The organism is Mycetohabitans endofungorum, from assembly GCF_002927045.1.
Classification (GTDB): Bacteria; Pseudomonadota; Gammaproteobacteria; order Burkholderiales; family Burkholderiaceae; genus Mycetohabitans; species Mycetohabitans endofungorum.
The window spans coordinates 101,329-115,201 of sequence record NZ_PRDW01000003.1 but is presented as its reverse complement, the minus strand read 5'-3'; the positions used below and the strand labels follow the sequence as shown (position 1 = coordinate 115,201).

The 13,873-nt window shown below is 59.2% G+C and carries 11 protein-coding genes and 2 pseudogenes; 5 read left to right on the top strand and 8 right to left on the bottom strand.

All coding sequences use genetic code 11. The features are described from left to right. Nucleotides 1-66: 66 nt before the first annotated feature. Together B0O95_RS03870 and B0O95_RS03865 are read right to left on the bottom strand one after the other, a co-directional pair. Nucleotides 67-303 carry a transposase gene (locus tag B0O95_RS03870; RefSeq protein WP_104076720.1) on the bottom strand — a complete coding sequence of 79 codons (237 nt, stop codon included), beginning with the start codon at nt 301-303 and terminating at the stop codon, nt 67-69. An 83-nt stretch (nt 304-386) separates the two neighbouring features. Further along, nucleotides 387-520, bottom strand: a pseudogene (locus tag B0O95_RS03865) (transposase); the annotation flags it as partial. A gap of 343 nt (nt 521-863) precedes the next feature. On the opposite strand from B0O95_RS03865, the gene B0O95_RS03860 reads away from it, so the two are divergent. Genes B0O95_RS03860 through B0O95_RS03845 form a run of 4 tightly spaced genes read left to right on the top strand, consistent with a single transcriptional unit; the run spans nt 864 to nt 5,569 of the window. Next, on the top strand, nt 864-1,685 hold the full coding sequence (locus B0O95_RS03860; RefSeq protein ID WP_104076719.1) for a glycosyltransferase family 2 protein: 822 nt from the start codon (nt 864-866) through the stop codon (nt 1,683-1,685). Then, on the top strand, nt 1,682-2,638 hold the full coding sequence (locus B0O95_RS03855) for a UDP-glucose 4-epimerase family protein (RefSeq protein WP_104076718.1): 957 nt from the start codon (nt 1,682-1,684) through the stop codon (nt 2,636-2,638). The genes B0O95_RS03860 and B0O95_RS03855 overlap by 4 nt, the downstream gene beginning before the upstream one ends. A gap of 5 nt (nt 2,639-2,643) precedes the next feature. After that, nucleotides 2,644-3,696 (top strand): MraY family glycosyltransferase, encoded by a 1,053-nt coding sequence (locus B0O95_RS03850; RefSeq protein ID WP_233203092.1) that lies wholly within the window; start codon nt 2,644-2,646, stop codon nt 3,694-3,696. Beyond that, nucleotides 3,683-5,569: a polysaccharide biosynthesis protein gene (locus B0O95_RS03845; RefSeq protein ID WP_104076716.1), complete on the top strand. Its 1,887-nt coding sequence runs from the start codon at nt 3,683-3,685 to the stop codon at nt 5,567-5,569. Before B0O95_RS03850 ends, B0O95_RS03845 begins: the two co-directional genes overlap by 14 nt. Nucleotides 5,570-5,587: 18 nt before the next feature. Here the strand turns inward: B0O95_RS03845 and B0O95_RS03840 are convergent, their stop codons facing one another. From B0O95_RS03840 to B0O95_RS03815, 6 genes and pseudogenes are all read right to left on the bottom strand, one after another. Continuing rightward, nucleotides 5,588-6,766 (bottom strand): O-antigen ligase family protein, encoded by a 1,179-nt coding sequence (locus B0O95_RS03840; protein ID WP_158249444.1) that lies wholly within the window; start codon nt 6,764-6,766, stop codon nt 5,588-5,590. Between the two features lie 450 nt (nt 6,767-7,216). Beyond that, nucleotides 7,217-7,809, bottom strand: a pseudogene (locus B0O95_RS03835) (response regulator transcription factor); the annotation flags it as partial. A 23-nt stretch (nt 7,810-7,832) separates the two neighbouring features. Continuing rightward, on the bottom strand, nt 7,833-8,933 hold the full coding sequence (locus B0O95_RS03830) for an MraY family glycosyltransferase (RefSeq protein ID WP_104076714.1): 1,101 nt from the start codon (nt 8,931-8,933) through the stop codon (nt 7,833-7,835). 24 nt (nt 8,934-8,957) lie between these two features. Then, entirely contained in the window at nt 8,958-9,980 is a 1,023-nt protein-coding gene (gene galE / locus B0O95_RS03825) for a UDP-glucose 4-epimerase GalE (protein WP_104076713.1), read from the bottom strand. An 8-nt stretch (nt 9,981-9,988) separates the two neighbouring features. After that, nucleotides 9,989-10,813 (bottom strand): glycosyltransferase, encoded by an 825-nt coding sequence (locus B0O95_RS03820; RefSeq protein WP_104076712.1) that lies wholly within the window; start codon nt 10,811-10,813, stop codon nt 9,989-9,991. Further along, the gene (locus B0O95_RS03815; RefSeq protein ID WP_104076711.1) at nt 10,810-12,066 is read right to left on the bottom strand and encodes an oligosaccharide flippase family protein; all 1,257 of its coding nucleotides are present in this window, start codon (nt 12,064-12,066) and stop codon (nt 10,810-10,812) included. The genes B0O95_RS03820 and B0O95_RS03815 overlap by 4 nt, the downstream gene beginning before the upstream one ends. 235 nt (nt 12,067-12,301) lie before the next feature. Between B0O95_RS03815 and B0O95_RS03810 the strand changes: the two genes are divergently transcribed. Next, a complete protein-coding gene (locus tag B0O95_RS03810) occupies nt 12,302-13,684 on the top strand; it encodes a phosphomannomutase/phosphoglucomutase (RefSeq protein WP_104076710.1) in 1,383 nt (460 codons plus the stop codon). Nucleotides 13,685-13,873 lie beyond the last annotated feature (189 nt).

Below are 13,873 nucleotides of genomic sequence, written 5' to 3'. Positions count from 1 at the left end.
AATCGGCACGACACGCACCAGGATCGTATCGATGCCCGCGCGCATATCGATCGGCTTGGTCGCCAATCAGATCGCGTCGATGCGCATCATCGCAGTCACCCTTGCAAACACGCCACGTCCTGCTCTTGCTGCGGCCACCCAACGGCGCAACAGGTTTGCATTCAACTGGTAATGCAGCGCGACCGCAGCGATCGACACGTTTGGCTGCATCGCCGCACGGATCACCTTCTTCTCGAATTCCTTGTTGTGGCACCGCCGCCGTGTCGGCTGCACCATTTCAGAACCCGCTTCATTCTCGTTCATGGTGTACTCGTGTCTATAAGAATGAGCTGACACGATCGTCGCTTCATGACACGGCTAGTTCAAATTACCATTGCCGGGTGCTTACCAAACTTTGCGCGCCTCGTGTAGAACGAGGCGTCACTGAATCGTGCTTCCTGTGCAGCGCCTTGATCGGCATGGCGGCCTCGGTTTCCTTCAAAAACCCGATGATTTGCTCTTCTGTAAAGCGCTTCTTCATGTTCGTCTTCTCCAAAAACGAACTTTACTAGACTCCGGCTACCGCGGTTTGCTGGGACCGGGTCAGGTGCGCAACTTTACCGCCACGACGGCCAACCGGCTGTGGGCAAGCGACATTACCTACCTGGCGCCAGTGCAGGCTTGTATCTCGCTGTCGTTATCGCCCTGCCGAGCCGGCAGGGCGAGTCCATGCAGCCGTCCATAAAGGCGGCACTGGCCACTACACTGCGGTTAGTTCGGCGCGAAATGCTCGCGGTAAAATAGCAGCGCAGCACTGTGTGGGAAGGCTGCATTGCGGCTGCCTCGATGGGGCACTTCGATTAACTTATACGTTGTAGAGCTCCATGCTGATCTCCGTTTCAATTGTCACCTATCGTCAGCCGCCGAAAGTGCTGCGGAATACGCTAACAAGTCTTGGCGCTGCATTGAGACGCTTGGAAGGCCTGAAGGGATTAGCCACGCAGCCTTACGCTATGCTGACACTGGTTGATAACGGTTCAGACTTACATGCTTTAGACTATGAATCTGCACTCGCAGATTCCAATGTTAAAGTTTCGGTTCTTTCTGGCCACGGTAATGTAGGATATGGGCAAGGGCATAATCTCGCCCTTAAAGACACAAGATCGTGCTTTCACTTAATATTAAATCCAGATGTCGAGATTGACCAAGATGCGCTTTGGCACGCAATCGCTTTCTTCAGCGAGCATGCCGATGTTGGTCTTATAACGCCACTGATCGTTGGCGGCGACGGTAGCCAGCAATACCTCTGCCGCCGATATCCCTCCGTCACCGATTTACTATTGCGTGGCTTCGCCCCTACAGCGCTTAAAAGGTGGTTTAATCATCGTCTTGCCAACTATGAGATGCGAGAAGTTCTTAACGACCGCGACGTTGTCTGGGATCCACCAATCGTAAGTGGTTGTTTTATGCTATTCCGCACCGACATTCTCAAGAGACTTCGCGGTTTCGATCCACGCTATTTCTTGTACTTTGAGGATTACGATTTGAGCCTGCGTACTCACGCCGTTGCGCGGATCGCATACGTGCCGTCCGTGCGCATCGTGCACCACGGCGGCGGAGCATCGCGTAAAGGCGTTAAGCACATCGGTATGTTCGCCCAATCAGCGTTTAAATTTTACCGCCGCTTTGGCTGGAAGTGGATATGACTGGTTTCGTCGTAACAGGAGCGAATGGATTCATTGGCCGGCGGCTATGCCAAGCGTTGCTTGGGCTCGGCGGTCGGGTCACCGGGGTGGCTCGTCATGGTCAGTCTGCTTGCGAAGGCGTACATAACTGGTTGAATGTAGGAAACGATTTCGATGGACTAGAACGTATGTGGCCGCGTTGCCTCCGCAGCGACTGCGTAATCCATCTCGCTGGCCGTGTTCATATTATGCGTGATGAGGCTGCGGACTCGCTTGCCGCGTATCGCGCGACGAATGTCGAGGGCACAGTTCGCGTTGCAGAAGCGGCGCGCGCCGCAGGAGCGCGCCGCTTTGTCTTTGTCAGCAGCATCAAGGCAGCGGGCGAAACGGATGGCGGTAGCCCGTTAAAGGAAACGGTCACTCCTGCGCCGGTTGATCCCTATGGCTTGTCAAAGCTGGAGGCAGAACGGGCGCTTACCACGTTCGGACGCAGCACCGGGATGGAAATTGTCATTGTGCGCCCGCCGCTAGTGTATGGACCAGGTGTGCGCGCCAATTTTTTGCAATTAATGACAGCGATTGACCGCGGGATTCCATTGCCACTTGGTTCCGTCGACGCGCGCCGCAGCATGGTCTTCTTAGATAACCTTGTAGACGCATTGGTGAGTTGTGCACTCCACCCATCTGCCGCAGGCGAAACGTTTCATGTGAGCGATGGCTTGGATTTGACGGTGGCAGAATTGGTACGGATGCTTTCACGGCAGTTGAATGTACCCGCGCGGCTTATTCCGGTTCCGGTGCTAATGCTGCGGATTGCGGGCCGACTTACTGGCCGCTCAGAAGCGGTTGAGCGTCTAGTCAACGACTTGCGACTCGATATATCGCATATCAGCAAAGTCTTAGGATGGCGTGTTCCATACTCCATTGAAGAAGGTTTGCTGAAAACCGCTATATGGTATCGAGCAGCCCACTGAAACGGATGTCTCCTGTGCAAGTTTTGAATCTCCCCCCTTTAAAGGCGTGTGTGCTGCTCGCCGTGGCCGGGCTGGTCGCTGTTACTGCCATCTTGGCTTACCTGCTCCAAACCGGCCTTGCGTGGCGTCTTGCCACAGACGTGCCGAACGACCGCTCGTTACATATACGGCCAACGCCACGCGTTGGGGGATGGGGTATCGTTCCTGTCGTGATGGTACTCATCTGGTTGAGCGCACCAGAGCTGTGGATGTCGGCCGCAGTGGCGGGTTTGCTGGCGGCGCTGTCACAGATTGATGACCGGTGCGGCTTACCTGCTCGGATGCGTTTTACTGGTCATTTGGTTGCGGTGGTGTCGTTAGTGTTTGCCTATCGGACGCCTGTCCCCTGGTGGGAGCTGGCGCTTATCGCATTCTTGCTGTTGTGGCTAGTCAATCTCTACAACTTCATGGACGGTGCGGATGGTCTAGCAGGAGGCATGGCGTTATTTGGATTTGGCGGCTATGCATATGCAGCGCTTTCCGTCAACTATCCGGACGTACAACTTGCTGCGGCGAGCGCAGTGATCTCCGGTGCTGTAGCCGGTTTTCTGCTTTTCAATTTCCACCCGGCCCGGGTCTTCCTTGGCGACGCCGGATCGATCCCGCTAGGGTTTCTTGCTGGAGCGCTGGGCTATTGGGGATGGAGAGGTGGAGTCTGGCCTGTGTGGTTTCCGGCGCTGACATTCGCACCTTTCATTGGCGATGCTTCTGTGACGCTGCTGAAGCGGTTGTGGCGTGGCGAGCGATTTTGGCACGCCCACAGAGAGCATTACTATCAACGGATGGTGCGTTCGGGGTTGGGACATGCGACTACGGCGCTAATTTGGTATTGGGTGATGGTGGCTGGCATAATGCTCGCCATTGTCGCTTTGCGGTTTTCCCCTTTCTATCAGTGGATGGCAGTGTTCAGCTGGGCGCTGGTGCTCGTCGCGATGGGTTATTGGGTTGACCGGCGTTGGCGGGGCTATGTAGCCAGGTCTACTCTTCCTAAAGGTCTTGACGCCAATGATCAAACTTAAAGCCTCATGGCTTTCGACCAGTGCTTTTGCGTTTGATTTATGCTCGGTTGCGCTGGCCTGGGCCTGCTCCTACATCATCCGGTTTAATGGAGCGGTTCCGGACGATTTCCGCACCGGCGCGTTGCATGCACTGGTTTGGGTGCTGCCGCTGTATGGTGCCATGTTTCGACTGCTTGGCCTATATCGCGGCATGTGGGTGTTCGCGAGCTTGCCGGACCTTGTGCGGATTGCCAAAGCGATTTGTTTCGGCGCCGTGCTGGTGATGATTGCGTCCGTGATGATCCAGCCGATTCCTATCATTCCCCGATCTGTGTTGGCTGTCTCGCCGATGTTGCTTTTTCTGGGAATGGGCGGCGCTCGTGCGATCTATCGTGCAACAAAGGAATTTTATCTATACGGTGGGCTGGTCGGTCAGGGCAAACCAGTTTTCGTATTGGGAGCTGGTAATGCGGCGGCAGGTATTGTTCGTGAGCTGAAACGGTCGGGGGAGTGGCGGCTGGTTGGCCTGTTGGATGACGATCCTGTAAAGCACGGGCGTGAGCTTTACGGCTACCAAGTGCTTGGGCCTATATCGGAATTGAAGCGGTTTGTGACTGAACTGAAGGTTGGGCACGTTATCATCGCAATTCCGTCTGCGTCGGTCGACGCGCATCGACGTATCGCGACCGCATGCGTGCGGGCAGGGGTCCAAGCCTTTGTTCTGCCGAGACTGACTGCATTGACTCAAGGTCAGTCGTCACTGTCCAGAGTTCGTCAAATCGATCTGGAAGATCTGTTGGGACGCGATCCGGTGTCGATCGATACCACGCATGTCGAGGCGTTATTGAAGGGCCAAGTGGTGATGGTGACTGGGGCTGGAGGATCGATCGGGTCGGAATTGTGCCGGCAGATCCTGCGCTTTGATCCCGCTCAATTGATTGCTTTAGACCTGTCTGAATATGCGATATACCAGCTCAACGAAGAGTTGCGCGACCATTATCCAGACGTGTCGATCAAACCGGTAATTGGCGACGCCAAGGATTCTTTGCTGCTAGATCAGGTGATGGCCAGGTACGCGCCTCATATCGTTTTTCACGCCGCCGCATACAAGCATGTCCCGCTGATGGAGCAGCTTAACGCATGGCAAGCAATATGCAACAACGTGCTTGGCACATATCGCGTTGCCAGCGCCGCGATCCGGCACAAGGTGTGCCGTTTCGTGCTGATATCAACCGACAAAGCTGTCAATCCAACCAACATAATGGGGGCTAGCAAGCGGATGGCGGAAATGGTCTGCCAGGTGTTGCAGCAGAGCACGCATGCAACCAAGCTTGAGACAGTGCGCTTTGGCAACGTGCTGGGCAGCGCGGGCAGCGTGATACCGAAGTTTCAGGAACAGATCGCGCGCGGCGGACCGGTGACCGTCACGCATCCGGGCATTACCCGCTTTTTCATGACCATCCCCGAGGCGTCGCAGTTGGTGCTGCAGGCGTCGAGCATGGGTCAAGGCGGCGAAATCTTCCTGCTTGACATGGGTCAGCCGGTACGTATCGCCGATTTGGCGCGTGACCTGATCCGATTATACGGTTTTAACGAGAATCAGATAAAAATCGTCTTTACCGGTTTGAGGCCGGGCGAGAAGCTGTACGAAGAGCTGCTGGCTGACAAAGAAACGACGACTCGCACGCCGCATCCGAAGTTGCGTATCGCGCGGGCGCGTGAAGTCCCGGGGAACTTGCTTGATGAACTGCTGCCGTGGTTGATGCAGAAGCGGATCCTGTCGGATGATGAAGTGCGGCGTGACCTGAGACGCTGGGTTCCCGAATATCAGCCGACTGGCGGCGCGATGCTGCATAGTGTGCCTACCAACAATCACGCCTCCCACGCCGGGTAGTACGACCCATATTATGCGTTAGCGCTCAGCCAGCTCCCTTTTTCGGCTGGCGATGATCGCTAGCAATGTAGCGGTCGTCAGCGCGTAAAACGCTGCATTCATCACAACCGCGAAAACATCGTTCGTCAGTCCAAACACGAACGTACCCAGCACCATGATCAGACCCATGTATGCTGCATTTGTGATGGTTGGATCTGAATGTCGCCGGTATTTCCAAAAGTATCGCAGTGGTCCCCCATAAAGCAATAGGAGACAGACAACGCCCACTGTACCCCCCTCGGCAAGCATCGACAGTATCTCATTGTGCGCATGGTACATATGGAAGTCGGATGCCAAATATTGATACTGTGGGATATGCATCATGGCTTCCCTGAATCGGCCCTTTCCGACACCGAAGGTCGGCTGTTCGGCATACAATTCTAGTGATGCTTTCCATAATTCAAGACGTATGCCTGTCGACGATTCAGTATCGCCTCTCACGAGCTTGTGTATGTCGGATTCAAGCGCGTTCACGCGTTCTTGAACCATATTCGTAGTCGAAAGCGCGCCTAGTGCTGCTATCAGTAACAGTACTAGTCCGGCTGCGGCCCAACGATTGGACAACCAATGCCGTCTGGCCATCGAAGCCCACACGAGCACGGGTAGGGCTATCCAACCGCCGCGTGCGCCGGATAGGTACGAGACGTAGCATCCACAGAGCAGTGCAATGACTTTAAGCGCCCATTCGCCTAGCCAGATTCTCCGATCACGTTTAAGTGATGCAAAGGCAAGAAAACCAAGCAGCAGGGCCGTTCCGCCAAAAGGGATGGGGTTCATGAACGCGTTGCCGATGCGTCCGGGCGTGGACCAAGAGCCGGTGTGCAGCACCTCATGAAGTGCCCAGGCGCCGGTTGCGATGGCTCCGGCAACGAAGCCCCATTGCACCAAGCGGAGTTGGGCGGATGGCAGTGAGGCGAGCAGGAAGAAGCTAGGTACAATCAAACCAAACCGTAGTATGGAATCAAATGCCGATAGCTTGGCGGTCTGCAGTACGAGTACTTGAAATAAGACGGCAGCCGGCAATGCCAGCATGCTAATGAGATAAATTCGGTACTCGCGCCATATCGATCGGCAATGTTTCCAGTTGGACGGATGAGCTGCCCAAACTAGCGCCAACACGAGCAAAGTGAAATAGCAGTAACCGGTTCCCCCTTGCATTGTCAGCACTAGCGCAGGTGAAAGAATAATCGCGGCTGTGGCGATCCCTGTAACAAATCGGTTTGGGTGCATGAATACGAGGCTGTGGGTTGTTCTTCAGCGCGGCGCGTGGGCGATGGCATCCTCGAGGGCATGCCCGGCATCTTGCGCACAGGGCGCTCATTATAACTGCCGCCTCCGCATCGACTGGCCACGCCGGTCACGGTCCGTACGCGGACGGTCAACGGCGTGCGCTTGAGCAGTGGGCCCGGTACGCGCAACGCCGCAAAGGCCCGCGGGCCCCGCGGCTACGCAACCCGGTTCCCCCGCTGCAGCGCCTTCCAGTTGCCAGAGTGGATCAGGTAGCGCTCAGCAATGTCGTACAGGGTGTCCTTTGGCTGTACCCGATAGAACTCGATGTCGTCGGCGCGCCGGGTCGCGCGTAATGCGGTGTGTGAACGTAACTGCAATTGAGCGAATCATTGAGATATGTGTGTCAATCGTATGCGACGGAACATCCACGTCTTGTTTCCAGACCTGCTCAAGAATGTGCGATCGCGACAGCGGTCGCGCGAGATGGCGAAACAACTGCAGTGCCAGTTCGAATTCCTTGTTGGTCCGCGATGCCGGCGTGCCGCGCACGTGCACCTGCTGCAGCGCGCTGTCGAACATAGAGTCGCCGAATTGCTCGCGCGAGCCCGACACCGGCTGCTGGTACGCGAGACGCAGCAGCGTTTCGACATGTACCAGTAGGATTTGCGCGGACACCGGCTTCACGATGTAGTCGTCCGCGCCGGCGTTGAGCATCGACACGATATCCGTCTCGTAGCTGCGGCTGGTCATGAACAGCATGGGGGCAGGCTTTGCCTGGCCCATCTGAGCACCTCGTCGCCTGGCATGTCGGATACGTTCCAGTCCAGCACCAGCAGATCGAAGGTTTGCCTGAGCAACGGGTGCACGAAGGCCTTGCCTTCGGAGAATGAATGACACATGTGTCCAGCTTTGCTCAGCGTTTGGCAAATGCATTCTGCCTGGCTTGGGCCATCGTCCAGAACGCTGATCATAGCGGCCGGCACCCCGCAACAAATCAACGCGGGCGCTTGCGGAACACGAGCCAGCGGGGGGCCTTAAAGCGCACGATGCTCACGTACAGCCACACATAGGTTGCCACGAACAGTACGACAAAACAGAACAGGTGGACGGTGTGCCGCCAGAACAACGTTGCCGGGATCACGGCGATCAGGCAGAGCAACCACAGGTACGGCGAGGTCAGAGAATTGCGCCGGGTCAACTCCCGTGCGGTGCGCGCGCCGACCACCCAGCGCATCAGCCGCTTGTAGACGAGCATATGCAAATGCACACCGTCCGGAATGCCGGGCGATATGCCGCGCACGAACCGCTTGCGGTAGATCGAGAAACAGACCTCGAAGATCGGATACATGAACAGCAGCAGCGGATACCAAGCGGAAACGTCGCGGTTGCGCATCACGAGTAGGATGGCCAACTCTGCCAGCATGAAGCCGATGAAATACGCACCCCCGTCTCCCAGAAAGATCAGTCCGGCCGGAAAATTCCACAGAAAGAAGCCAATGATCGCCCCCATCATGACCAGCGAGCCGGACAGCACGATTGGGTCGTGGACTTGGAATGCGACATACGCGAGCGAGGCGAACATCATGAAGCCGACCATCGAGGCGAGCCCGTTAAAGCCATCGATGATATTGATCGCATTGGCCAGCCCAGCGACCGCGAGCACTGAGATCACCGCGGATACCCACGGATACGCGAGTGCGAAATCCAGCCACGGCACGCTGATACGGGTAATGGCTGCGTCGAGCAGCCAATACGCGAGCGCCGCGGCGACCATCGTCGCGGCGAGCCGTGCCAAGGGGCTCACGCGCTTGGTCAGGTCCTCGATTAACCCGGAGGTGAACGCCGGCAGGCCGCAGGCGGCCAGCAGCAAAATGCCATCGGCCACCGACGGATACGCACCGCGCAGCTGCACGGCACCGCCCGCCAGTCCGAGCAGGATGCCGACGCCGCCGATGCGCGGCACGGGCCGGACATGGAATTTCTGCACGCCCCGCAGATCGGTATCGGTCGACAGGTGCTGGTGCGTGTTCGCGTAATGGACGATGACGAGCGTGACCAGCAGCGAAATCAAAAAGGCAATGGCGAAGCTGAGCATGGTTGCTGCGTCTCCTCGTAGGGCTTAGGCGTAGCCGTTTGGGTTGTTTGCCTGCCAGCGCCAATGATCCGCACACATCCTTTCGATGCCATGCTCGGCGCGCCAGCCGATGATCCGCTCGGCCGCCGCCGGATCCGCGTAGCAGGCCGCGATGTCGCCGGGGCGGCGTGCGACGATCTCGTACGGGACCTCGCGACCGCTGGCCCGCTCGAAGGCGCGCACCACGTCCAGCACACTATAACCTTTGCCGGTGCCCAGGTTCACGGTAAAGCTGCGGCCTTGACCGAACAGCGTATCGAGTGCGGCAAGGTGTCCGCGCGCGAGGTCGACGACATGAATGTAGTCGCGCACGCCGGTGCCGTCCGGCGTGTCGTAGTCTCCACCGAAGACTCGCAAGCGCGGCAGCTTGCCGACGGCCACCTGCGCGACGAACGGCATTAGGTTGTTCGGGATACCGTTCGGGTCCTCGCCAATCAGCCCGCTTTCGTGCGCGCCGACCGGATTGAAATAGCGCAGCGTGGCGACCTTCCAGCCAGCATTGGCATGTGCCAGGTCGCGCAGAATCTGCTCGGCCATTAGCTTCGTCTGGCCATAAGGGTTAGTCGCGGATAACGGGAATGACTCGTCGATCGGCACGCTTTGGGGCACGCCGTACACGGTGGCTGACGAACTAAACACGACGTGCTTCACATCATGCTCATTCATCACGCGCAGCAGCGCCAGCAGGCTGTCCAAGTTGTTTGCATAGTACTCCAGCGGCTTTTGCACCGATTCACCGACCGCCTTGAGTGCGGCAAAGTGAATTGCTGCGTGGATCGGGCGTTGTTCGAACACTTGTCGAAGCGCGCGGTCATCGCGCGAGTCGGCCTGGTGGAACTGAACCGTCTTGCCGGTGATTTGCTCGACGCGGCGCACCGCGTCGACCTTGCTGTTGACCAGGTTGTCGACTACCACGACGTCGTAGCCCGCGTTGAGCAACTCGACGCAGGTATGCGAGCCGATGAAGCCCGCACCGCCGGTGACTAGGATCGTGCGTTGATTCGTCATTGTTGTCCTCATGTTTGACGCGCACGCGCACGGAACAGTGCGCGCTTGATGGGTCGCAACACCAGGTACGGCGTCACGCAATGCAGCAGGTTCTTGCCCAGGCCGAGCCACCAGTAGGGATTGGCCGCCTCGAAGTAGGCAAGCTGTAGTCGCAGTGTCGAGACGATCTGCGTGCGTCGCTTTGTAGCACTGATGCCGCCTTCGTTCAGTTCGTAAACCAACCCGACCTCGGGCAGGTTCGCGCACTCGTGCATGCGCATCAGGCGCAGGAACAAGTCCAGGTCCTCGGCTGCGCGGTACGCCGCGCGATAGTTGCCAGCCTGCCGGACCGCGTCCACGCGCAGCATCGTGGCTGGATGAATCAATGCGGTGCGCGCAAAGCGCCGCCGCCGTATGTCGGTCGGCTCGCTCGGGGGGGCCAACGTGAACAGCGGCGTGCCGTTGCGCGTGGAGACCTGTGCCCACATGCCGACCGCGGCCACGCGCGGATGCGTGTCCAGATAGGCGGCTTGCTTCGCAAGCCGGCGCGCACAGGCAAGATCGCCGGCGTCGATACGGGCCGCGTAGCGCACCGCGCGCGCCGCCAGCGCATCGATGCCGGCGGCCAGCGCCCGCTCGATCCCGCCATTGCGCGCCAGGCGCAGGACTTCGACCGACAGGCCATCGATAGCGGGCGCAGTGATTGGCGGCGTGCTGCCGTCGTCGACGATCAGCACGTGCACCGGCGCTGGCTCTTTGAACGAGCGAAGCGTGCGCTCCAGGTCGGCCTGGCAATTGTAGGCGGGAATCAGCACGCTCACGCTCGCGAGCGCGTCATGATTAACATCGTTCATGGCGTGAGCTTGAGTCGGATATAGTAGAAATTCACCGCGGCCGCCGTGATATAGCCGGCGGCCAGTCCGCCTAGCGCGCCGCGTGCGCCGAATGTCGGGATCAGTACGAGGTCCAGCGCGAGCGCGACGACCAATGCCAGCACCCATTTGGCCAGCAAGACGAATTTGGCCTGGTATTTGAGCACGACCAGATTGCTGATCGCCTCGACGCCGGCCGGCACCGACAGCCAGACCGCCACGCGCAGGATTTGCGCGGCGCCGTCGAAACCGGGTCCGAACACGATCCGCACGACCAGGCCCGCCGCTAGATCCAACAGCAGCGCGCCGGCGCTCATCAGTGCCGCTGTCATCCACAGCAGCCGCCCCATATTGCGTCGCAGCCGCGATACGTCGGCCACGCGATAAACGAACGCCGGCGCGAGCGTTTGCGCAAGCATCAGCGCGAGCGCGATCCAGTTCTCGTTCAATTGCTGTGCGGCTGCATAGCGGCCCAATTCGGCAAATGACACGTAGCGCTCCAGCACTAGCCGGTCCAGCTTCAGGAACAGGTACATGCAGGCAAGTGCGAGCCAGAAAACCGTCCCGGCGCTGCTGAATGTGCGCAGCAGCGCGCGCTCCACACGCCAGTCCAAGCGGCCGTGGCGCGCGCGGTAATAGACGAGCAGCACGACGGCGACGATCGCTGCCTCCGCCGCCCACAGCCATGCGAAACTGGCCGCCGACGCGGCAACGCGCACCAGCAGCCAGACGCCGCTGGCTTTGGCTAGTGCGGTGACCATGCTCGTGATCAACTGTGGCTTGGCATAGGTGATGCTTTGCAGCCACGAATTGATCACGCCGACCAGTGGCTCGCGAAACAGCATTGTCACGGCCAACGCGGCCAGTATTGCGCCGACGGTCGGCTCGGTCAGCCCGGCGGCGATGCCGGCCCACGTCAGCGCGAGCGCGAGTGCCGATACCGCAAAGCGCAGCGCGAACGCACTGCCGAGGATCGTGCCCAGCCGCTGCTCGCCGCCGTGCACGATCGTGGGGACCAGGATTTCGGCGCCGCACACCCAGGTCAGCGGTGCCAGCACGAGTAGCAATGTGTTCGCGTACTGCCACTTGCCGAACAACTCCGCGCCGAAATAGCGGGCGAGCAGGCCGCTGATCAGAATCGCGACCCCTATTTGTGTGAGCCGCTCCAGGCCGAGCCAACAGAGGTTGGCGAGCGCGCGGGCGACATCCGGATTGTTCTTGATTCGGTTCAGCATGCGCCGGCGGGGCGGAAAGTACGCGTCCTGACGTGGTGCGGACCGCCATTTTGGCGATCGTGGCCTTTAACCACGTTAAAATGGCCAGACAAAGGGGTCTGAGTAAGCTGCAATTATAGATTGGATCCGGTCCCGAACCGGCGACCCGTGAGCGGCACTGCGAACAGACTGCGTAGGCTCGTTGCGCGACGCTTCGGCGGCCCCTCGAATTTTCGTTTCCAACAGGCACTCACTCATGATTTCTCAAGCGATTTTCAAGGCTTACGACATTCGCGGCGTCATCGGCAAGACGCTCGATGCCGATGTGGCGCGGCAGATCGGCCGCGCGTTCGGCAGCGAAGTGCGTGCCCAAGGTGGCGATGCGGTGGTGATCGGTCGCGACGGGCGCCTGTCGGGTCCGCAGTTGTCTGCCGCGCTGGCCGATGGTCTGCGCGCGGCGGGCGTGGACGTGATCGATATCGGCTTGGTGCCGACGCCGCTCGGCTATTTCGCGGCCAGCGTGCCGCTCGCGGGGCGGCAAGTGGATTCGTGCATCGTCGTCACGGGCAGTCATAATCCGCCGGACTACAACGGTTTCAAGATGGTGTTGCGCGGCGCCGCGATCTACGGCGAGCAGATTCAAGCGTTGTATCAGCGCATCGTCGAGGGCAATTTTGCCACGGGCGCCGGTAGCTACAGCGAACATGATGTGCGCGATGCCTACGTCGAGCGGATCGTGTCCGACATCAAGCCGGCTCGGCCGCTGAAGATCGTCGTCGATGCAGGCAATGGCGTGGCGGGATCGCTTGCGCCGAGGCTGTTCAAGGCGCTCGGATGTGAGCTGGTCGAGCTGTTCTGCGACGTGGACGGCAATTTCCCGAATCATCACCCGGACCCGGCCCATCCCGAAAACCTGCAGGACGTGATTCGCGCGCTGAAGGAGACTGACGCGGAGATTGGCTTTGCGTTTGACGGCGACGGCGATCGGCTCGGCGTCGTGACCAAGGACGGCCAAATCATCTATCCGGACCGGCAATTGATGTTGTTCGCGCAAGAGGTGCTGTCGCGCAACCCGGGCGGGCAGATCATCTATGACGTGAAGTGTACGCGCAACCTGGCCAAGTGGGTACGCGAGCAGGGCGGCGAGCCGGTGATGTGGAAGACCGGCCACTCGCTGGTGAAGGCGAAGCTGCGCGAAACCGGCGCGCCGCTTGCCGGCGAGATGAGCGGGCACGTGTTTTTCAAGGACCGCTGGTACGGTTTCGACGACGGCCTTTATACCGGTGCACGGCTGCTGGAAATCCTGTCGCGCGTGGCCGACCCGAGTCAGTTGCTCAACAGCTTGCCGAACTCGATCTCGACACCCGAATTGCAGCTCAAGCTCAACGAGGGCGAGAATTTCGAATTGATCGGTCAGCTGCAAAAGCATGCGAAGTTCGACGGCGCTGACGACGTGATTACAATCGACGGCCTGCGCGTCGAGTATCCGGACGGGTTCGGGCTCGCCCGCTCGTCCAATACCACGCCTGTGGTCGTAATGCGCTTCGAGGCCGACAATGATGCCGCGCTCAAACGGATCCAGGAGGATTTCAGGCGCGTGATCATTGCGCAGAAGCCGGACGCGAAGCTGCCATTCTAGGCGGTCTAGCACATCACGGCCGCCGAGTCGCGCGACCCGTCTACCGGCGCCGCTCGGAGCCGACCTACCGACGCCGTTCGGGTCCGACGCGATCGCCGTGCCGATCCGCGCTACAATTCGCTACTTTTCGCCCGGCGGTCGAGAACCCGCCGGTGATCCTCTTTCGCCGGCGACATGGCCGGCGTGGTT